The sequence below is a fragment of the Mesorhizobium sp. P2_F8 genome, from assembly GCF_056403655.1.
Window position 1 is genome coordinate 87,734 of record NZ_JBFUFB010000004.1, and the last position, 19,430, is coordinate 107,163.

At 63.2% G+C, this 19,430-nt stretch carries 17 protein-coding genes, 1 tRNA gene and 1 pseudogene; 13 read left to right on the forward strand and 6 right to left on the reverse strand.

Features of this window, described 5'->3' with window-relative positions; genetic code table 11:
• Position 1: 1 nt before the first annotated feature.
• The 3 genes from AC1DZP_RS11220 to AC1DZP_RS11230 all read right to left on the reverse strand — a co-directional run bounded on the left by AC1DZP_RS11220 (position 2) and on the right by AC1DZP_RS11230 (position 2,733).
• A complete protein-coding gene (locus AC1DZP_RS11220; protein ID WP_477302338.1) occupies positions 2-1,747 on the reverse strand; it encodes an adenylate/guanylate cyclase domain-containing protein in 1,746 nt (581 codons plus the stop codon).
• A 348-nt stretch (positions 1,748-2,095) separates the two neighbouring features.
• A tRNA-Ala gene (locus AC1DZP_RS11225) sits at positions 2,096-2,171 on the reverse strand.
• A 172-nt stretch (positions 2,172-2,343) separates the two neighbouring features.
• A complete protein-coding gene (locus AC1DZP_RS11230) occupies positions 2,344-2,733 on the reverse strand; it encodes a TIGR02300 family protein (protein ID WP_457150112.1) in 390 nt (129 codons plus the stop codon).
• A gap of 206 nt (positions 2,734-2,939) precedes the next feature.
• Between AC1DZP_RS11230 and aroA the strand changes: the two genes are divergently transcribed.
• The 5 genes and pseudogenes from aroA to AC1DZP_RS11255 all read left to right on the forward strand — a co-directional run bounded on the left by aroA (position 2,940) and on the right by AC1DZP_RS11255 (position 9,156).
• Entirely contained in the window at positions 2,940-4,298 is a 1,359-nt protein-coding gene (gene aroA, locus AC1DZP_RS11235; RefSeq protein WP_477302339.1) for a 3-phosphoshikimate 1-carboxyvinyltransferase, read from the forward strand.
• Positions 4,295-4,573 (forward strand): annotated as a pseudogene (locus AC1DZP_RS11240) (DUF6881 domain-containing protein); the annotation flags it as partial. The gene aroA and the pseudogene AC1DZP_RS11240, both read left to right, overlap by 4 nt.
• A gap of 30 nt (positions 4,574-4,603) precedes the next feature.
• Positions 4,604-5,254, forward strand: a complete 651-nt coding sequence (gene cmk, locus AC1DZP_RS11245; protein WP_477302924.1) for a (d)CMP kinase — start codon at positions 4,604-4,606, stop codon at positions 5,252-5,254.
• Positions 5,255-5,462: 208 nt separating this feature from the next.
• Complete coding sequence (rpsA, locus tag AC1DZP_RS11250) at positions 5,463-7,160, forward strand: 30S ribosomal protein S1 (RefSeq protein ID WP_013528183.1); 1,698 nt, start codon at positions 5,463-5,465, stop codon at positions 7,158-7,160.
• A 229-nt stretch (positions 7,161-7,389) separates the two neighbouring features.
• Complete coding sequence (locus AC1DZP_RS11255) at positions 7,390-9,156, forward strand: hypothetical protein (protein WP_477302341.1); 1,767 nt, start codon at positions 7,390-7,392, stop codon at positions 9,154-9,156.
• On the opposite strand, the gene AC1DZP_RS11260 is transcribed toward AC1DZP_RS11255, so the two are convergent.
• The 3 genes from AC1DZP_RS11260 to AC1DZP_RS11270 all read right to left on the reverse strand — a co-directional run bounded on the left by AC1DZP_RS11260 (position 9,141) and on the right by AC1DZP_RS11270 (position 12,510).
• Positions 9,141-9,848 carry an SDR family NAD(P)-dependent oxidoreductase gene (locus AC1DZP_RS11260; protein ID WP_095082930.1) on the reverse strand — a complete coding sequence of 236 codons (708 nt, stop codon included), beginning with the start codon at positions 9,846-9,848 and terminating at the stop codon, positions 9,141-9,143. The genes AC1DZP_RS11255 and AC1DZP_RS11260 overlap by 16 nt on opposite strands.
• 191 nt (positions 9,849-10,039) lie before the next feature.
• On the reverse strand, positions 10,040-11,665 hold the full coding sequence (locus AC1DZP_RS11265; RefSeq protein WP_477302343.1) for a 5-guanidino-2-oxopentanoate decarboxylase: 1,626 nt from the start codon (positions 11,663-11,665) through the stop codon (positions 10,040-10,042).
• Positions 11,662-12,510, reverse strand: coding sequence for a dimethylarginine dimethylaminohydrolase family protein (locus tag AC1DZP_RS11270; protein ID WP_477302927.1), 849 nt, complete (start codon positions 12,508-12,510; stop codon positions 11,662-11,664). Before AC1DZP_RS11270 ends, AC1DZP_RS11265 begins: the two co-directional genes overlap by 4 nt.
• Before the next feature lie 220 nt (positions 12,511-12,730).
• On the opposite strand from AC1DZP_RS11270, the gene AC1DZP_RS11275 reads away from it, so the two are divergent.
• The 8 genes from AC1DZP_RS11275 (at position 12,731) to AC1DZP_RS11310 (ending at position 19,428) form a co-directional block, all read left to right on the forward strand.
• Complete coding sequence (locus AC1DZP_RS11275) at positions 12,731-13,543, forward strand: ABC transporter ATP-binding protein (protein ID WP_477302929.1); 813 nt, start codon at positions 12,731-12,733, stop codon at positions 13,541-13,543.
• Positions 13,544-13,597: 54 nt separating this feature from the next.
• The gene (locus AC1DZP_RS11280) at positions 13,598-14,392 is read left to right on the forward strand and encodes a transporter substrate-binding domain-containing protein (protein WP_095082937.1); all 795 of its coding nucleotides are present in this window, start codon (positions 13,598-13,600) and stop codon (positions 14,390-14,392) included.
• Between the two features lie 160 nt (positions 14,393-14,552).
• Positions 14,553-15,266 (forward strand): ABC transporter permease, encoded by a 714-nt coding sequence (locus AC1DZP_RS11285; RefSeq protein ID WP_206073704.1) that lies wholly within the window; start codon positions 14,553-14,555, stop codon positions 15,264-15,266.
• A complete protein-coding gene (locus AC1DZP_RS11290) occupies positions 15,266-16,075 on the forward strand; it encodes an ABC transporter permease (protein WP_095082939.1) in 810 nt (269 codons plus the stop codon). Before AC1DZP_RS11285 ends, AC1DZP_RS11290 begins: the two co-directional genes overlap by 1 nt.
• A gap of 91 nt (positions 16,076-16,166) precedes the next feature.
• On the forward strand, positions 16,167-17,168 hold the full coding sequence (locus AC1DZP_RS11295) for an Ldh family oxidoreductase (RefSeq protein WP_477302931.1): 1,002 nt from the start codon (positions 16,167-16,169) through the stop codon (positions 17,166-17,168).
• Positions 17,169-17,412: 244 nt separating this feature from the next.
• Positions 17,413-17,700, forward strand: coding sequence for a hypothetical protein (locus tag AC1DZP_RS11300; RefSeq protein ID WP_477302345.1), 288 nt, complete (start codon positions 17,413-17,415; stop codon positions 17,698-17,700).
• A 194-nt stretch (positions 17,701-17,894) separates the two neighbouring features.
• Positions 17,895-18,347, forward strand: a complete 453-nt coding sequence (locus AC1DZP_RS11305) for a DoxX family protein (protein WP_477302347.1) — start codon at positions 17,895-17,897, stop codon at positions 18,345-18,347.
• Positions 18,348-18,450: 103 nt separating this feature from the next.
• Positions 18,451-19,428: a complex I NDUFA9 subunit family protein gene (locus tag AC1DZP_RS11310; protein ID WP_477302349.1), complete on the forward strand. Its 978-nt coding sequence runs from the start codon at positions 18,451-18,453 to the stop codon at positions 19,426-19,428.
• Positions 19,429-19,430 lie beyond the last annotated feature (2 nt).

The following is a 19,430-nucleotide window of genomic DNA, read 5'->3' on the forward strand; positions in this document are numbered from 1 at the left end:
ACTATGCTTTCACCTGCGCCGCGTCGGGTGACTTCAGTCCATCAACCAGGTGATGAAGATCCGCCTCGTTCTCGTAGTGCAGGGTAGAGACCAACGCATCAATCGTAAATTCCGGATCGACCTTGTCTATCTGAGCGAGGTGAGCGGACGCAGCGGTCCGATCGCCCAGCCAGTGATAGGCCGCCGCGACAAAGGCGTGTTGGTTGGCATCCATCTTCGACAGATGCATGAAGGCCTCGATTGCTTCGGGATATTCGTGGGCTGTAAAGTGAGCTTTCCCAAGATGGCTCCAGAAGCGTTCGGGGTGGTGAGGGTTCAACCGCATCGCCTTGCGGATCCAGTCGGCCCCTTCCTTGGGGTGACCGAGCCAAGTCAAAAGCTCGCCGTGCTGGACCACGACGAGATCGTAGTTTGGATTGAGGGCGAGTGCCCGCTCCTGGTGGTGCCGAGCCTTCGTCAGATCGTTGCGGCTGATGCTGATGGCCGCCAATATCCGTTGGACGTCCGCATCGTTGCTGTCCAGCTCTTGCGCCAACTCAAGCTCACGGATGACTTCGTCGAAAGCGGCGTCCTTATCGGCGCACCAGCCGTAGCCCCAAGCTTGCCCCAGGATGCAGCCCCGCCAGGCATGGGCATGCGCGTATTCGGGGTCGAGTTCCAGCGCTCGTGTCACCAGCTTCAGCGCCTCCTCATTCTCGGCTCGACTGCTGCGATGGTGGCGGACCTTGGCCGCGAGCACGCATTCGTATGCTGCCATGTTGGCGGGTGTTTTCCGCGCCACGACATCCTGCTGCGCGGCTTCGACGCGGCCTGGCAGCGTGGCCACGATCGCTGCGGTCAGTTCGTCCTGAATGGCGAAGACATCGTCGAGCTTGCGGTCGTATCGCTCGGCCCAGATGTGCGTATCGGTGGCAGTATCGATCAGCTGCGCCGTCACCCTGAGCTGCCCGCCCGATTTGCGGACGCTGCCCTCCACCAGGAATTGCGCGCCCAGCTTCCGGGCAATTTCACGAAGGTTAACCGACTGCCCTTTGTAGACGAAGGTGGAGTTGCGCGAGATGACGAACAGCTCGTGCCGGCGCGAAAGTTCCGTGATGATGTCCTCGGTCAGACCATCAACGAAAAATTCCTGTTCGGATTCGCCGCTCATATTGGCGAAAGGCAGGACCGCGATCGACGGCTTCACCACGCTGTGCCGGGCCGAGCTGTCCCCCACTCGCGGATCGGCTGCATCGTCCAGCACCGCGCGCCAGACCCGTATCGGGCGAGAGATGTTCTTCAGGGCCTTCTCGCCAAGGTCCTCGAACCTGATTTCGAGCCGATCGAAGACCTGTTCGTACACGGCCTGGGTGACGCACACCCCGCCGACTTCGGCCATCTGCTCCAGCCGGGCGGCGACATTCACGCCGTCGCCATAAATGTCGCCCTCATCGAAGATGATGTCGCCGAGATTGATGCCGATCCGAAACTGAATGCGTCCGGCTTCCGGTACGTCGGCGTTGCGGCGGCGCATACGGATCTGCACCTCCGCCGCGCAGCGCACGGCATCTGCCACGCTCTGGAACTCGACCAGCATGCCGTCACCGGTGGTTTTGATGATGTGGCCCTGGTTCTTGGCGATTGCCGGATCAATGAGTTCGATCCGGTGCGTTTTGAGCCGCGCAAGCGTGCCCCTCTCGTCGGCTTCCATGAGCCGAGAGTATCCAGCCATGTCGGCTGCCAGCACCGCCGCGAGCCTGTGTTCCATGTTCCAGCCTCGAAGCACGCAATCCTAGATGGCAAACGCTGCAATCAAAGCCGATCACGGTCACGCCGCCACCTAACAGCACCGTCCCCGCGCGATCGGAAGGCGCCCAGTCATAGCATTACTCGAAATGAGCGCATGCGGGAAGGAAATCGAACGCTCCCCATACCCGCTCGCGGCTGTTCAATTGGTCTGCCTGCTCGAAAGGGCAAGGTTTCATCCCAAATCGATCGCATTCAGTAGCCGATTGAACGGCTTCGAAAATGGCGGGAAAGAGTGCTTCGACCACGTCCGTAGAATAGAGCCTTGAAATCAAGGCTTTCCAGGAAAATCAATGGTCTAGAGGGAACTTGGTGGAGCCAATCGGAATCGAACCGACGACCTCTTGAATGCCATTCAAGCGCTCTCCCAACTGAGCTATGGCCCCACTTCCGGCAGTCAACCGGCGCCGTTTCCGGCGAAGAGATCCGGCGTGGGTTGGAGACCGCGCCGTTAGTGCAGGCGGCTTCTAACCCCGCCTTTCGTCAATATCAAGCCTTCAAGAGCGGCTTTTTCTTCACAGGCCACGAAAGCTGGCAAACGCCTGCTTTCAAGGCCGATCAGACCTCGTCGTCGTCGTCGCCGACGCCGATCATGTCGGCGACGTCGTCGTCTTCTTCCTCTTCGTCGGCAAGGAACGTGTCATCCTCGTCGTCGCCGAGGTCGACATCGTCCTCGTCGTCGCCGAGATCCGGCAGATCGTCGGCCTTGACGTCTTCGTCGGCCTCTTCGAGCGAGACGACTTCAACGCCCTCTTCGTCCTCGGCGTCCACTTCCTTCTCGGCCACTTCCTCTTCCTCCTCGAGGGCGGCGATCTTGCCTTCCTCGAAATAGGAACGCGGATAGGTCTTGCCGGTGTAGGGCGAGACGATCGGGTCCTTGTTCAGGTCGTAGAATTTTCGACCCGTCTCCGGGTCGATGCGCTTTATGCCAAGTTCGGTTTTTGCCACGGCAAGCCTCGTCAATAAAAGAGTGGTCCCCTTAACCACAGTTTGCAGCGCTGTCAAAGCGAAAAGCCGGCGTCACAAAACCATGCAATGAAAGGCCTCGCGTCGATGACGACCATGGGGGATGACCATTTCGGCCCGCCGTGATACGAGACCGCCGCAACAAATGAAAAGCGCCGGCCMGCCGGCATTCCGTCCAGGGAAATTCCATGTCTCACGCCGCCGCCCCAAAGTCGGCCACCGCCCGCAAATCACAAGCCCTTGCCGGCACGGCGCGCGTGCCGGGCGACAAATCGATCTCGCACCGCTCCTTCATGTTTGGCGGCCTCGCTTCCGGCGAGACCCGCATCACCGGCCTGCTCGAAGGCGAGGACGTGATGCGCACCGGTGCGGCCATGAAGGCAATGGGCGCTCATATCGAGAAGCGCGGCGCCGAGTGGGTGATCCGCGGCACCGGCAATGGCGCGCTGCTGCAGCCGGAAGGCCCGCTCGACTTCGGCAATGCCGGCACGGGCTCGCGGCTGACCATGGGCCTGGTCGGTACCTATGACATGGAAACGACCTTCATCGGCGACGCCTCGCTGTCGGGCCGGCCGATGGGCCGCGTGCTCGAACCCTTGCGCCAGATGGGCGTTCAGGTGCTGAAGGCGACGCCAGGCGACCGCATGCCGATCACGTTGCATGGGCCGAAGCACGCCGCACCCATCACCTACCGCGTGCCGATGGCCTCGGCGCAGGTCAAATCGGCGGTGCTGCTCGCCGGTCTCAACACGCCGGGCATCACCACCGTCATCGAACCTGTCATGACGCGCGACCATACCGAAAAGATGCTGAAGGGCTTTGGCGCCAATCTGTCGGTCGAGACCGACGAGCGCGGCGTGCGCCACATCTTCATCGAAGGCCAGGGCAGACTGACCGGCCAGACGATCGCGGTGCCGGGCGACCCGTCCTCGGCCGGCTTCCCGCTGGTGGCCGCACTGATCGTGCCGGGCTCCGACATCGTCATCGAGAACGTGCTGATGAACCCTACCCGCACCGGCCTGCTTTTGACGCTGCAGGAAATGGGCGGCAAGATCGAGATCCTCAATCCGCGCAATGCCGGCGGCGAGGATGTCGCCGACCTGCGCGTGCGTTACTCCGAGTTGAAAGGCGTCATCGTGCCGCCCGAGCGGGCACCGTCGATGATCGACGAATATCCCGTGCTTGCGGTTGCCGCCAGCTTCGCCGAGGGCGAAACGCTGATGCAGGGGCTGGAAGAGCTGCGGGTGAAGGAATCCGACCGGCTGTCGGCCGTCGCCAACGGGCTGAAGATCAACGGCGTCGACTGCACCGAGGGCGAGGCTTCCCTTGCCGTGCGCGGCAAACCGGGCGGAAAGGGCCTTGGCCGCCATCCCAACGGCCAGGACACGACGGTGCAGACCCATCTCGACCACCGCATCGCCATGAGCTTTCTGGTCATGGGGCTGGCGACGGAAAAGCCTGTCACCATCGACGACCAGGCGATGATCGCGACCAGTTTTCCGGAATTCATGGGGCTGATGAAGGGGCTGGGCGCGGAGATTGTATGAAATACGTCTACGTTCATTGGAAGCATGAGAAGGCAGAGGAGCCGTCTCATCTCTGGTATGAGATCGCAGACGATAAGTTTCAGAACCGAACAATAGAGTTCTATGCCGATGGGTCGGTCGGTTTCGCCGTTCGCGGCGAAGCCACGGATGGCTCAGATGATCTTGAAATCGGCGGCACAACAAACTCCACCGAGGGTTTTCCAGATGTTGAAGAGATCAATTCGGACAAAGAATTCGAAGCTCTGGAGATCACGGCAGCCGAGTTCGATCAACAATGGCGCAAAGCGCTTGCGTCACGACGTCATATGACGAGGCTCCTGACCATCGCCATCGACGGCCCGGCCGGCGCCGGAAAAGGCACGCTGGCCCGGCGGCTGGCCGACCATTACCGGCTGAACCTGCTCGACACCGGCCTTACCTATCGCGCGGTGGCCTACGCGCTGATCCAGCACGCGCTGCCGCTCGACAATGTCTCGGCGGCCGAAACCGCGGCACGCCAGGTCGATCTGGCCAAGCTCGACCGGGCGGTGCTGTCGGCGCATGCGGTTGGCGAGGCGGCCTCGAAGGTCGCGGTGTTCCCGACCGTGCGGCGCATCCTGGTCGAAAAGCAGCGCGCATTCGCCACGACGCCGCCGGGCGCCGTGCTCGATGGCCGCGACATCGGCACCGTCGTCTGCCCCGACGCCGACATAAAACTCTATGTAACGGCGAGCGCCGAGGTGCGGGCGCGGCGGCGACTGGCCGAGATCGAGAGCATCGGCGGGACCGCCGATTTCACCGAGATCCTCGCCGATATCGTGCGCCGCGACGAGCGCGACATGGGCCGCGCCGACTCGCCCTTGAAGCCGGCGGCAGACGCGCACTTGCTTGATACCAGCGAAATGGCTATAGAAGCCGCGTTTCTTGCGGCCATGGCGATCATCGACGACGTCTTAGCCACGAGAAACAAGGCCTGAGCCGGGTTTTTCCCTCGTGTTTCCGTTGCCGGAGGCGAAGAAAATACCCATATCGGGCATCAACCAGCCTGCCAGCATTCTTCATGCGCCGGAATTGCCGCTTAAAGAGCGGCCCAGGGCTTTTGTAGCCCGGAACGCCGGCAGGCCAACGCAACGCTAACCCACGGCGCCCGTCCCGCGACAGAAGCGGGGCACTCCAGGAGAAACAATGTCAGCTGCAAATCCCACTCGCGACGATTTCGCGAGCCTGCTCGAAGAATCATTCACAACAGGCCATTCCGGCGAAGGCCAGGTCGTCAAGGGCACGATCACGGCCATCGAAAAGGACATGGCCATCATCGACGTCGGCCTCAAGGTCGAAGGCCGCGTGCCGCTGAAGGAATTCGGCGTCAAGGGCAAGGACACCACCCTCAAGGTCGGTGACACCGTCGAAGTCTATGTCGAGCGCATCGAGAACGCGCTTGGCGAAGCGATGCTCAGCCGTGAGAAGGCCCGCCGCGAAGAGAGCTGGGTCCGCCTCGAAGAGAAGTTCACCAAGGGTGAGCGCGTCGAAGGCGTCATCTTCAACCAGGTCAAGGGCGGCTTCACCGTCGACCTCGACGGCGCCGTGGCCTTCCTGCCGCGCAGCCAGGTCGATATCCGCCCGATCCGCGACGTCTCGCCGCTGATGCACAACCCGCAGCCCTTCGAGATCCTCAAGATGGATCGCCGCCGCGGCAACATCGTGGTGTCGCGCCGCACCGTGCTCGAAGAGAGCCGCGCCGAACAGCGTTCGGAAATCGTGCAGAACCTCGAAGAAGGCCAGGTTGTCGAAGGCGTCGTCAAGAACATCACCGACTACGGTGCGTTCGTCGACCTCGGCGGCATCGACGGCCTGCTGCATGTCACTGACATGGCATGGCGCCGCGTCAACCATCCGACCGAAATCCTCAACATCGGTCAGACGGTCAAGGTGCAGATCATCCGCATCAACCAGGAAACCCACCGCATCTCGCTCGGCATGAAGCAGCTCGAGAGCGATCCGTGGTCCGAGATCGGCACCAAGTTCCCGATCGGCAAGAAGATCAAGGGTACCGTCACCAACATCACCGACTACGGCGCGTTCGTCGAGCTGGAGCCGGGCATCGAAGGCCTCATCCACGTTTCGGAAATGTCGTGGACGAAGAAGAACGTGCATCCTGGCAAGATCCTGTCGACGACCCAGGAAGTCGACGTGGTGGTGCTCGAAGTCGATCCGGCCAAGCGCCGTATCTCACTCGGCCTCAAGCAGACGCTCGAGAATCCGTGGCAGGCTTTCGCCAGCAGCCATCCGGTCGGCAGCCAGGTCGAGGGCGAGGTCAAGAACAAGACCGAGTTCGGCCTGTTCATCGGCCTCGAAGGCGACGTGGACGGCATGGTCCATCTCTCCGATCTCGACTGGACCCGTCCGGGCGAGCAGGTCATCGAAGAGTACAATCGCGGCGACATGGTCAAGGCGCAGGTGCTCGACGTCGACATCGACAAGGAGCGCATCTCGCTCGGCATCAAGCAGCTGGCCAAGGATACGGTCGGCGAAGCAGCGACGAGCGGCGAACTGCGCAAGAACGCGGTCGTCACCTGCGAAGTCATCGGCGTCAAGGATGGCGGTCTGGAAGTGCGGCTGGTCGACAGCGGCATCGAGACCTTCATCAAGCGCTCCGATCTGAGCCGTGACCGCGACGAGCAGCGCCCCGAGCGCTTCACCGTCGGCCAGAAGGTCGACGCGCGCGTCATCGCCTTCGACAAGAAGACCCGCAAGCTGCAGGTCTCGATCAAGGCGCTGGAAATCGCCGAAGAGAAGGAAGCGGTCGCCCAGTACGGCTCGACCGACTCCGGCGCTTCGCTGGGCGACATACTGGGTGCCGCGCTGAAGAAGCAGGGCAGCTAAGTCATCTGCCCCCACCGCCCTGCGCGGTGGTCAGTTCAAACCCCGCCGGAGCGATCCGGCGGGGTTTTTCTTTACGGTAAGATAAACTTCCTCGCGTATTTGCCGGTGGTCCGAGGAGAGGCTTTCCATGCGCAATGACGACGATTGTCCCGCTACGGGCTCTTCGTGGTTGCCGCGTCTCTACATCGGGTCACCGGCCTTGTTCTGCTTTTGCGGAATGGCGATCTTGATGGCCGTCCTCTGGTCCCTGGGCTTCCAGCTCAACGGCGACGTGGACGACCTGGTCAAACTGCATGAAGTCCGCACCTTGCTTGAAACGGGCAACATCTTCGACCGGATGCTGCCCGGTGTTGCCCAGCCAGAGCCCTATGTCTCGCATTGGCCATGGATCGTGGACCTGCCCTATGCCGCCTTCGCGCGTCTGCTGATGCCGTTTGCCGGCTTCGAGCCGGCGCTGACGCTGGCAAGCTTTGCCGTGCCGCTGCTGCTGCTTGCGCCGGCGCTCTATTTCTACAATAGGCTGGTGATCGCAGTGGGCTTTGCCAACCCGGCCGTTGCATTGCCGCTGGCTCTGATCTTTGCCGCGCGCAGCTTTTTCGAATACGCCCCGGGACGGATCGACTACCACAATCTGCAAATACTGCTTCTGCTCGCGGCCCTGGTCTTGATGTTGTCGCAGAACCGCTTCGCTGCCTTCATCAACGGGCTGCTGGCGGCCTTGGCGCTTGCCATCAGCGCCGAGTTCGCGCCGTTCTATGCGCTGGTGATGGCGGTCTATGCCTTTGACTGGATCTTCGGCCGCGAACGGGGTGCCGACAGGATCGCTGGCTTCGGGCTGGCATTGGCCCTGGGCGGGCTCGGGCTGTTCGCCACGATCGTGCCGCCTTCAGCCTATTCCGACGTCAGATGCGACACCTATTCCACACCGCATGTGACGGCACTCGTAGCGGCCGGGCTTTCATTTGCCGTGGTGCCTTTGCTTGTCGGCCGGCGCGGCGGATGGGCGACGCGGACGGCAATCTTGCTGGTGTTCGCGGCCGCCAGCGCGGCGGCGCTGGTGGTGTTGTTCCCGCAATGCCTGGCCGGCCCTTATGCTTCGCTCGACGCCTATGTACGCGACAACATGCTCAACAGGATCCCTCAGGAACTGAGCCTGTTCCGGCGCCCTGATTTCGTTTTGTCGGACAGCTTTCCCAGCATGGCGTTGCTGTTCGTCGGCGCGCTCGCCCCGGCAGTCATCTGCCTCAATCCGCGGAGCCGAAGCCGGCCGCTTGTCATCCTGGCGCTGTTCTCGCTGCTCTCGCTGGCGCTGGCGATCGGCTACTTCCGCTACTTTCGCTATCTTCCGGTCTTTTCCGGCATCGGTCTGACCTTCGTGCTGGCGAGTTTCCTGCCACCGGATGCGGGACTGGGGCGCTATTTGAAGTCACACGTGCCGGTGGCATCGCGAAGATACGCGTTGATCCTGCCCGGTCTGGTTCTGTCCGCGGCGATGGCGCTGTACCAGCTGTCGGCAAGACCATCGCAGGCAGCCATTCCAGCCGGCGAGTTCGCCGACAGCTGCGATCTCAGGCACATTGAGCCGCGACAGGGTTGGCCGGCAGGCGCCGTCGTTCTGACGCCACCGTTGATCGGAGCGCATTTTCTTGCTCTTGCTGAAGGTCCCAAGGTGGTGACAATCCCCAATCACCCGTCGGCTCAAGGGATCGAACGGAGCTATCGCTTCCTTGATCCCTCGACCGCCGACCCGCGCACGTTTCTCGATGCGTCCAAGGCGACACATGTCGCCCTTTGCGGGTGGAGGGGCCCGCCGTCGCTTGAACTCGAAAACACCTATCCATTCGCGGCAGCGCTGATGGAGGGCCACCCGCCGTCATGGCTCAAGGAGTGTCCGACGGATGCTTCCTCGCCGCTGCGGCTCTACCGCTACCGCAACGCCGACGGATCGGAGGCCACCTGCCCTGTTTCGACGGTTTCTGCTCAGGCCCTGCCGTAGAGCGGCACCAGCGTTCCGCTCATCGCCTGATTGGCTGGCGAGGCGAGATAGGCGATGGCTTCGGCGGCCGCTTCGAGACTGACCCATCTGGTGACGTCGGCATCCGGCATATCGGCGCGGTTTGCTGGCGTATCGAGCGTCGATGGCGCCACGGCATTGACCAGGATGCCCTTGCCTTTCAACTCCTCGGCCATCGCCACCGTCATCGCCGCTACCGCGGCCTTGCTGGCGGCGTAGGCAACCATGCCGCTGCCGCGCCGCGGGTCGAGCCCGGCGCGCGCCGTGACATTGACGATGCGGCCCGCGATGTCAGACGCCAGCATCGAGCGCACTGCCGCACGGCAGCACAGGAAGGCGGTGCGTGCGTTGGTGTCCATCATCTCGGCAAAGGATGCCGACTCGATCTTTTCCACCGGTGCCGCGGTGAAGCCGCCGGCCAGATGGATCGAGCCCCACAGACCTGGAACCTGGCTGTAGAACGCCTCGACCTTGGCGGAGTCCGAGAGATCGACATTGTGCACCAGCTTGACACGGTCGTGCTCGGCAAAGGGGAAATGCCCGGGCGCCGCGGCATGGGCATTGGGCACATGGCAGATCGCGCCCTCACTCAGCAGTTTGCCGACGACCGCACCACCGAGCGCCCCGGTGCCTCCGGTCACGACAATGTGCCTGCCTTCAAGTGTTTCCGTCATCCTGGACCGCTCCTGTTATTTTTTTGATTGTGTCGCTTGTTACGCCGCCCGACGCAGAGCGTCGCGCCTTTCGCACCATCACTCAACTGATATCTCGACATGGCAGTTGTTGCGTCTTTGCATGCGTCGGCCTGTCGGCCAGCCGGGTCCATGCCGGCTGAGGCACATGAAGCACGTTGCGCCGCCACTCTTCAGTCGACAGTGATTTCGATGACGCCCGGCAGCCCGGTTGCCCGGGCGCGTTTCAACGCGTCCGCCAAGGCGTCGATATCGGCAAGCCGTTCGGCGCCAAGGCCGTAGGCTTCGGCCAGCTTGCAGAAATCCGGCGGCGCCGGCGACACGCCGACCGGCTCGACGCCGACATCGAGCATGGAGGTTTCGATCTCGCGGTAGCCGCGATTGTTCCAGACGACGAAGATGACCGGTGCCTGGGCATCAAGTGCTGCGCCCAGTTCCGGTAGCGTGAACTGGAAGCCGCCATCCCCCGTGAGACAGACGACCGGCGCATCGGGCACGGCAAGGGCGGCGCCGATCGCCGCGGGCGGGCCGTAGCCGAGCGCGCCGAAGCCGGTGGCGGCATTGAACCAGCCGCCGGGGCGATCATGGTCGTAGTAGAGATTGGCGGCATAGATCGGCTGCGTCGAATCGCCGACGATGAGCGCGCCCGGTAGTGCGTCGCGGATCACTTCCACGGCGCGCACCTGCGACTGCATCGTCGGACTGATCTCGGCAAAGGCCGCCTCTCGTGCTGCGGCGGCGCGTGATGGTCCGCCCTCGCTTGCCGGGACATGGCTGATTTCCAAGAGCAGCGCTTCGAGCGCCTCGGCGCAATCGGCCTGGATCGAAACCGTCGCCGGGCGGCGGGCCAATTGGTCCGCGCCGATATCGATGCGGATCAGATTGGCGGGCAGGACGAACCCGCCATCGCTGTAGCCGTCATAGTCGGTGGGGCCGAATTCGGTGCCGGCGGCAATGACCAGATCCGCTTGCGCCATCAGCGCCCGCACTGCCTTGAGACTTGGACTGGCCGGCACGCAAAGCGGATGGGCATGTAGGAGGCCGCGCGCATTGGCTGTCTCGACGACCGGCGCGCCCAGCTGTTCGGCCAGACGCCGCAATGGCGCTTCGGCGCGTTTGGCGCCGCCGCCGGCCAGGATCAACGGAGCGCGCGCGGCGGCGATGAGTTTGGCCGCGCTGGCAATTGCCGCGCCGGACGGCGCGGGCGGTGCTGCATTGCTCAGCATGGCGGTGATGCCATCCGCCGGCTTGACCATGACGTCGGTCGGGATTTCGATATGCACCGGACCGGGCCGGGCCGATGAAAACAGTGCGAAGGCCTGCGCCAGTGCGCCAGGCAATTCACTGGCGTCGGTGACCCTGAGCGAAGACAGCGCCACCTTCTCCATCATGCCGCGCTGGTCGGGCAGTTCATGCAGATGGCCCAGGCCCTTGCCGAGCGTCGGCGTGGCGTTGACACCTGAGATCACCAGCATCGGCACCGAATCGGCACGCGCCTGTCCCATGGCGGTGATGGTGTTGGTGAGCCCCGGTCCGGTGATGACGAAGGCGACGCCCGGCCTGCCGCTGGCGCGTGCGTAGCCGTCGGCCATGAAGCCGGCGCCCTGCTCGTGGCGCGGCGTGACGTGGCGGATCTTCGAGCGCGCCAGCCCCCGGTAAAGTTCGACCGTGTGCACGCCGGGAATGCCGAAGACCGTGTCGACGCCATGGGTTTCGAGCAGCGAAATGAGCGCCTCGCCGACAGTCGTCCCAATGGTGTTCCCAGGGGTGATCCCAGTCGTGGTCCCAATGGTGGTCATTGGCGCAGCACCGGTCGCGTCAGGCAGGTCGGGCCACCCTCGCAAGCGATGCACAGCGCATCCGCCTCGAAGATGGAAACCGTGCAGCCGGCCGCCTGCATGGCAGCCGCCGTCCTGGGGAAGCCGGCGACGGCGATCACCTGGCGCGGCGCAGTCGGCAGCACATTGAGGCTGAGCCCGTTGGAAGCATGGAACTCATCTGCATCGCCCTCGACCAACGTGATGCCGCGCCCCTTCAGCATCTGGTAGAAGGCCGCGGGCAGCAGAGGCGCGTAGACCAGCGCGAGATCGTCGGCGAGCGGACTGATCACCGACATCAAGTGCAGGCAGGCCTCTTCGCCGTGCCAGAGTGGCAGATCGAAGCCAAAAACCGAAATACCCTTTGGTGACAGCAGGTTGGCGAGCTGCTGGATGCCATTCTGGTTGGTGCGCACGCCACGGCCGACGGCCAGCGTCTTCGCATCCACCCAGACGCAGTCGCCGCCTTCCACCTGGCCCGGATCATCGATGCGGCCGAGGATGGGAATGCCCAGGCGCTTGTAGGCTGCTTCGTGCAGGCCGGGCTCGGTCCGGCGCAGCGCCTTGCCCATGGCAAGAATGATCGCGCCGTGATCGGTCATCAGCGAAGGATCATGAGTGAAGACCGAATCGGCCAGCCCGTCGTTGGCATCCGTCAGCCATTCGACCTCTGCGCCGGAGGCAGAAACCAGCTGCGTCAATCGCTCATGCTGGGCAGCGGCTCTTCCCGGTTCGAAGCCCGGGCCGTAGTGCCACTCCTGCGCCCTGGCATCACGCATGGCGCTGGCGGCGGACCGCATAAGCACGCGTTTCAGCGGTCCGGCCATGGACTGCGACCCGTAAGATTTGCTCACTCAATTCTCCCGACACGTCCGTTGCCGCCACTAACCACTACGGCAAGCTGTGATCAATAGTCCAAAAACCATGGTTGACGGAGGCAAGCGGAACGGTCCATCTTGAGAACGGGAACTCTGTCCAGTGACGGGTAATGGGTAAAAGAATCCAGCAGCGACGGGCTCGACCACTCCTCGGAGCGTCGAAGGGATGATGGCGCAAAGCGCCGTCCCCGTACTGAAACACACGGCGCAGGACGGCGCCGCCGAAGCCATCCATGTCGAGAACCTGCACAAGCGGTTCGGTGAGCTGCATGTGCTGAAGGGCGTCTCGCTGTCGGCCCGCGACGGCGAGGTCATCGCGATCATCGGCGGCTCGGGCTCGGGCAAATCGACACTGCTGCGCTGCATCAACTGCCTGGAGAACCCGACCAGCGGCATCATCCGCGTCAATGGCGAGGAGATCAAGCTGAGGGCCGACAGCCACGGCCACACGGTTCCGGCCGACCGCAAGCAGATCGAGCGCATCCGCTCCAAGCTCGGCATGGTGTTCCAGAACTTCAACCTGTGGAGCCACATGACGCTGATCGAGAACGTCATCGAGGTTCCCGTGCACGTACTTGGCATCCAGCGCGATGTGGCGATCCGCGAGGCCGAGAAGCTGCTCGCCCGCGTCGGCCTGGCCGAAAAGCGCGACGTCTATCCGGCCTATCTGTCGGGCGGCCAGCAGCAGCGCGCCGCGATCGCCCGGGCGCTGGCCATCAATCCGCGCGTCATGCTGTTCGACGAGCCGACTTCGGCGCTCGATCCCGAACTGGTCGGCGAAGTGCTGAAGGTGATCGGCGACCTGGCGCGCGAAGACCGCACCATGGTGCTGGTCACCCACGAGATGAAGTTCGCCCGCGAGGTCGCGACGCATGTCGTCTATCTCTACAATGGATTGGTCGAGGAAGAAGGACCGCCGGAGCAGATCTTCGGCGCGCCTAGATCCGAAAGGCTCAAACAGTTCATCCGCAACATCGGCTAGGACAGGCCGAGACGGAAGAAAACCGGGAACCAACAACAAACTGGGAGTCGTGAAATGAAGACTGTTCTGAAGACATTTGCCGCAGCGCTGCTGCTGGGCGTCGCCGCCATGGGCGTGGCCAAGGCCGATCCGGTCAAGATCGGCGTCGCCGCCGAGCCCTATCCACCCTTCACCTCGCCTGATGCTTCGGGCAAGTGGGTTGGCTGGGAGATCGATTTCATCGACGCCGTCTGCGCCGAAGAGAAACTCGACTGCGTCATCACCCCGGTTGCCTGGGACGGCATCATCCCGGCGCTGACGACAAAGAAGATCGATGTCATCGCCAGCTCGATGTCGATCACCGCCGAGCGCCAGAAGACGATCGACTTCTCCGACAAATATTACAACACGCCAACCGCGATCATCGGTCCCAAGGACCAGAAATTCGGGCCCGCTCCCGCGGACCTCAAGGGCAAGGTCGTCGGGGTTCAGGTCTCGACCGTGCATGCCGTCTACGCCAAGAAGCACTTCACCGAGGCGGCCGAGATCAAGGAATACCAGACCCAGGACGAGGCCAACAACGATCTCGCCGCCGGCCGTCTCGACGCGGTGCAGGCCGATTCCATCGCGCTTGGCGAATTCCTCAAGTCGGACCAGGGCAAGGCGTGCTGCGACCTCAAGGGCATGGTGGCTCCGGACGATGAAGTGCTCGGACCGGGCGTCGGCGCCGGCGTGCGCAAGGAGGACACCGAGCTGAAGGACAAGATCAACGCCGGCATTAAGGCCATCCGCGCCAACGGCAAGTATGACGAAATCTCGAAGAAGTACTTCGATTTCGACATTTACGGCGGCCCGACGCAGTCGAACTGACGTCGTCCACGCATGAGCAACAACCGCACGGCATCGCGCCGTGCGGTTTCGCCGGAACCTGTCCACGCACGCTTTCCGCTGACGAGAATTGACAGCGGCTGACGCCAGCAATTCGGGGACGACGCTGATCGACGCACTTCTTTCGGCCTCCGCGGCCGGCATCATCGAGCTTCTCTCGCCCTACCCGCCGGGCTGGGGCGGAGCTCTCTTGGTTGGATTGCTCCATTCGATCGAGATCGCACTGGGCGCCACGTGCCTCGGCCTTCTGATCGGCACCGGCGGCGCCTATGGCAAGCTCTATGGCGGGCCGGTGGTACGCGATCTCCTGGCCGTCTACACCACCATCGTGCGCGCCGTGCCCGAACTGGTGCTGATCCTGCTGCTGTATTATGCCGGAACCGACCTGATCAACCAGGCGCTGACGGCAATGGGTTATCAGCGCGTCGACATCAGCGGCCTTGCCGCCGGCATCGCCGTGCTCGGATTTGTCCAGGGCGCCTATTCGACCGAAGTGATACGCGGCGCGATCCTGGCCATTCCGCAAGGCCAGATCGAAGCCGCCCGCGCCTATGGAATGTCTCCCGGCCTGCTGCTGCGGCGCATCACCTTGCCGGCCATGCTGCCCTTCGCCATACCGGGCCTCGCCAATCTCTGGCTGATCGCCACCAAGGACACCGCGCTGCTGGCGGTCGTCGGCTTCTATGAACTGGCGCTGGCAACGCGGCAGGCCGCGGGCGTCACCAAAGCCTATTTCACCTTCTTTTTCGCAGCCGGCGTGCTCTATCTGCTGCTGTCGCTGTTTTCCAATCTGATCATCGGCCGTATCGAGGCCTGGTCGCGGCGCGGCATGCCTTCGCTCAAGGAGGCTCGCTGATGACCGGTGAAACGGCCATCATCAATATCGTCGCGCGAACGTCGCTGTGGTTGCAGCCGCACCGCATCGTGCTGATCCTTGTGGCGTTGGGGCTGGTTCTGGGGGCCACCTTTTTCATGCGGTGGGACTGGCTGCCGCAGTATTATGAAATGGGATTGCTGGGCATCTGGCGCTCGCTGTGGATCCTGGCCGTCACCTGCGTGCTGGGCTTCCTGCTCGCCGTGCCGCTCGGGCTGGCGCAAGCGACCGGCTCCTTCTGGTTCGCCGCACCGGCCAAGGTCTTCTGCACGGTGATCCGGGGCACGCCGCTGCTGATCCAGCTGTGGCTGCTCTATTACGGCCTGGGCTCGCTGTTTCCGCAATATCCGTGGATCCGCGAATCCTGGATGTGGCCGTATCTGCGGCAAGCCTGGCCTTATGGCGTGCTGGCATTGACCTTGTCTTTCGCCGGGTATGAGGGTGAGGTGATGCGCGGCGCCTTTGCCGGTGTTCCCAAGGGCCAGCTCGAGGCCGCCCGCGCCTTCGGCATGACCCGCTGGAAAACATTTCGGCGCATCTGGCTGCCACAAGCGTTCTATCGTGCGCTGCCGACGCTGACCGGTGAAACCGTGCTGCAATTGAAGTCGACGCCGCTGGTGGCAACGATCAGCGTCATCGATATCTTCGCCGTTTCGTCCAAGGTGCGGCAGGACACCTACCTGACCTACGAACCCTTGCTGCTGCTGGCGCTGATCTACATGACGATCACCGGCATCCTGGTCTTCGCCTTCAGCAGGATCGAGGCGCGGATCCCCAACAAGATCGGCTAGCGAGCAGCCAGCAGCGAATAGCGGGTAGAAGCGGCGCGCCGCATCCTCTATTCACTAGCCACCACTCCCTACTCGCTTAGAGGCAGCCATGATGCAACTCAGTCTCGACCAGGCAAAAGGACTTTGCCGGATGGCGGCGCTTGGCGCCGGCGCCAATGAGGAAGCGGCGCAATCGCTCACCGCCTCGATCATCGCCGCCGAGTCGGAAGGGCTTTCGACCGTCGGGCTGTCGCATTTCATCGATTATCTCGAGGCGCTTGACGCCGGACGCATCGACGGCAAGGCCGACCCGGTGATCACCAGACCGGCGCTGGCGGTCTATCTCTCCGACGCGCGCGGCGGACTGGCCCATACAGGCTTCGACCGCACCATCGACGACCTCGCCAAGGCGGCAAAGCTGTTCGGTGTCGCCATCTTCTCGCAGAAGAACGCCTATACATGCGGCGCGCTCGGCTACTTCACCGGCAGGCTGGCAGAACTTGGTCTGGTGTCGTTCGCCGCCACCAATGGCCCTGCGGTGCTCGCCGGCTCAGGCTCGGTCAAGCCGGTCTACTGCACCAACCCGATGTCGTTTGCAGCACCTGCCGCCGACGGCGCGCCGCTGGTCATCGACCAGTCGTCGAGTGCCACCGCCTTCGTCAACATCCGCAAGGCGGCGGAAGACGGCAAAAAGATCCCCGAAGGCTGGGCGCTGGATGCGAGCGGCAACCCGACCACCGATCCGGCCGCAGCCATGAAGGGCGCCATGCTTGCCTTCGGCGGCCAGCGCGGCGCCAACATCGCGCTGATGGTCGAAGTGCTGGCGGCGGGGCTGTCGGGCGCCAACTGGTCGCTCGATGCGCCATGGTTCACCGGCGGACCGGACAGTCCGGGAACCGGGCTGTTCGTGCTTGCCGTCGAGCCCAAGCTGCTCGATCCCGATTTCGAGCAGCGCATGAAGGACCAGCTCGACCGGCTGCGGCGGCGCTTCGGCGTGCATGTGCCCGGGCGTGCCCGGGCCGAAGCCGCCGAGAAGGCGCAGGCACGGGGCATCACCGCGCCAAAGGCGGTGGTGCAGCGGATTTCCGAATTCGCCGCGCGTTATTCCTCCTAGATAATCCGTTATTTATCAGCTAGTTATCTGTAGACTGCCCGCCCGAGGCGCGCTGCGGTGCAAATTTTCTTTGCGTGCTGCTGAACCTTTCAGCGCATCGCAGCGACCCAGCTATGTCCAGGGCAAGGCGAGCTTGCCCGATCCACACCGAGGGGAACAGCAAACCGAAAGCGAAAGCCTGTTTCACGCAGGGGGAGTCCCTTTTGCGCCTCGAAAACCCACCCAAAATCAAAAGGAAATTGCCATGATCAACACCAAGCTCACCATGCTGACCGCCGTCCTTCTTCTCGGCTCGTTCATGGGCGCCACACAGGCTGCCACCTTGAAGGCCGCGCCGGTCAAGCCGTCCGTGCCCGGCGTCATCACCGCTCCGGGCGGCGGCGCCACCGAGGATCATTACTGCAAGAACGGCCATGCAAAATTCGCCAACTGCAGCGCCGATTCCGATTTCATCGCGGCCTGCAAGAAGGTTGGCGGCACCATGTCGGATGTCCAGGGCTGGGGTGGGCGTACTTGCTTCACGCCCTCCTGATACCGTCTCAGGTCAGGCCACTCCGTCGGCCCCTGGCTTCGCATGATGTCACCCGGAAAACCCCGCTGCGGCGGGGTTTTCTGTGTTTTACATGCCTCTGTTATAAACATTCGTATTTTGGTCAACTTTTGTCTATTTGACTTCCACCGATCCGATCGGCCGTCTGCGCCGATCAGCAGACAGAGGAGTCATAAATGTCGGCAAGCACGGACAATTCCCGCAACGGCCTTGTCATCCCGGTCCTTGGCAGGTTTTACGCGGCCTTGCATGATGGCGCGGAAACCGTTCTTCGCGTCGTCGCCGGTGCGTTCCTGGCCATCCATGGCTCGCAGAAGATCACCAATCCTTTCGGCGCCGCCGAAATGGTCGAGGGCCTCGGCTTCTATCCCGGCGCCTTGTGGTCGTTGCTTCTGGCTTGCACGGAATTCTTCGGCGGCATCTTCATTGCCATCGGCCTTTTGACGCGGCCGGCCGCCTTTGCTGGCCTGTTCGTGCTGCTGGTCACTGTCTGGTTCCACTGGGTCACCATGAGCCAGGGCTTTTCGGGTGCCGAGAAGTCGCTTTTGTGGGCCGCAATCCTGCTCTTCTTCGTCATTCGAGGCGGCAACCGCCACTCGGTCGACGCCCGCATCGGCAAGGCGTTCTAACAGATCGAAACAGGGGTGACGCGACCACGCGTCGCCCTTTGCCTTTGGCGCGAAACGGATTATGAAACGGCTTCAGCCAAGCTTGCGAGCGCCGGAGCCAGCCATGACCGAAATCCTGCAGACCCCAAAGCTCGTCGTCGTCTTTGGCGGCTCAGGCTTTGTCGGCCGCCATGTCGTGCGCGCGCTGGCCAAACGCGGCTATCGCATCCGGGTTGCCTGCCGGCGGCCTGATCTCGCCGGTCACCTGCAGCCTCTCGGCAATGTCGGCCAGATCCAGCCGGTGCAGGCCAATGTGCGCGTCCGCTGGTCGGTCGACCGCGCCGTGCAAGGTGCCGACCATGTCGTCAATCTTGTCGCCATCCTGCATCAGAGCGGCCGGCAGAAATTCTCCACAGTGCATGAGTTCGGCGCCCGCGCGGTGGCCGAAGCGGCGCGCGCCGTCGGCGCCGGCCTCACCCATATTTCGGCGCTTGGTGCCGATCTGGACTCCGGATCGGACTACGCACGCACCAAGGCGCTTGGCGAAAAGGCCGTCCTGGAGACGATCAGGGACGCCGTGATCTTCCGGCCGTCGATCATTTTCGGACCGGAGGACAGCTTCTTCAACCGCTTCGCCAACATGGCGCGCTATTCGCCGGTGCTGCCGCTGATCGGCGGCGGGCAGACCAAGTTCCAGCCGGTCTATGTCGGCGACGTCGCCGAAGCCGTGGCGCGCTCGGTCGACGGCAAGGTCGATGGCGGCCAGATCTACGAACTTGGCGGCCCCAAGGTGCTGACCTTCAAGGAGTGCATGGAAGAACTGCTAGACGTGACCGAACGCAAGCGCCTGCTGGTGCCGGTGCCGTGGTGGGTGGCGAATATGCAGGCCTCGATCCTCGGGCTCCTACCCAATCCGCTGCTGACCAAGGACCAGGTGATGCAGCTGCGCGAGCACAACATCGTTTCGGACGCGGCGGCCAAAACCAACCGGACATTGGCCGGGCTTGGCATCCAGCCGCAATCGATCGCCACGATCCTGCCCAGCTACCTCTGGCGCTTCCGCGCCGCCGGCCAGTTCCAGCAGCGCAAGCCCGCAGCATAAGT

Bases quoted from the DNA above. Each gene is read 5' to 3' on its own strand.
- AC1DZP_RS11220 (WP_477302338.1), bottom strand. From the start codon at position 1,747: ATGGAACACAGGCTCGCGGCGGTGCTGGCAGCCGACATGGCTGGATAC.
- aroA (WP_477302339.1), top strand. From the start codon at position 2,940: ATGTCTCACGCCGCCGCCCCAAAGTCGGCCACCGCCCGCAAATCACAA.
- cmk (WP_477302924.1), top strand. From the start codon at position 4,604: ATGACGAGGCTCCTGACCATCGCCATCGACGGCCCGGCCGGCGCCGGA.
- rpsA (WP_013528183.1), top strand. From the start codon at position 5,463: ATGTCAGCTGCAAATCCCACTCGCGACGATTTCGCGAGCCTGCTCGAA.
- AC1DZP_RS11255 (WP_477302341.1), top strand. From the start codon at position 7,390: ATGGCCGTCCTCTGGTCCCTGGGCTTCCAGCTCAACGGCGACGTGGAC.
- AC1DZP_RS11260 (WP_095082930.1), bottom strand. From the start codon at position 9,848: ATGACGGAAACACTTGAAGGCAGGCACATTGTCGTGACCGGAGGCACC.
- AC1DZP_RS11265 (WP_477302343.1), bottom strand. From the start codon at position 11,665: ATGACCACCATTGGGACCACGACTGGGATCACCCCTGGGAACACCATT.
- AC1DZP_RS11270 (WP_477302927.1), bottom strand. From the start codon at position 12,510: ATGGCCGGACCGCTGAAACGCGTGCTTATGCGGTCCGCCGCCAGCGCC.
- AC1DZP_RS11275 (WP_477302929.1), top strand. From the start codon at position 12,731: ATGGCGCAAAGCGCCGTCCCCGTACTGAAACACACGGCGCAGGACGGC.
- AC1DZP_RS11280 (WP_095082937.1), top strand. From the start codon at position 13,598: ATGAAGACTGTTCTGAAGACATTTGCCGCAGCGCTGCTGCTGGGCGTC.
- AC1DZP_RS11290 (WP_095082939.1), top strand. From the start codon at position 15,266: ATGACCGGTGAAACGGCCATCATCAATATCGTCGCGCGAACGTCGCTG.
- AC1DZP_RS11295 (WP_477302931.1), top strand. From the start codon at position 16,167: ATGCAACTCAGTCTCGACCAGGCAAAAGGACTTTGCCGGATGGCGGCG.
- AC1DZP_RS11300 (WP_477302345.1), top strand. From the start codon at position 17,413: ATGATCAACACCAAGCTCACCATGCTGACCGCCGTCCTTCTTCTCGGC.
- AC1DZP_RS11305 (WP_477302347.1), top strand. From the start codon at position 17,895: ATGTCGGCAAGCACGGACAATTCCCGCAACGGCCTTGTCATCCCGGTC.
- AC1DZP_RS11310 (WP_477302349.1), top strand. From the start codon at position 18,451: ATGACCGAAATCCTGCAGACCCCAAAGCTCGTCGTCGTCTTTGGCGGC.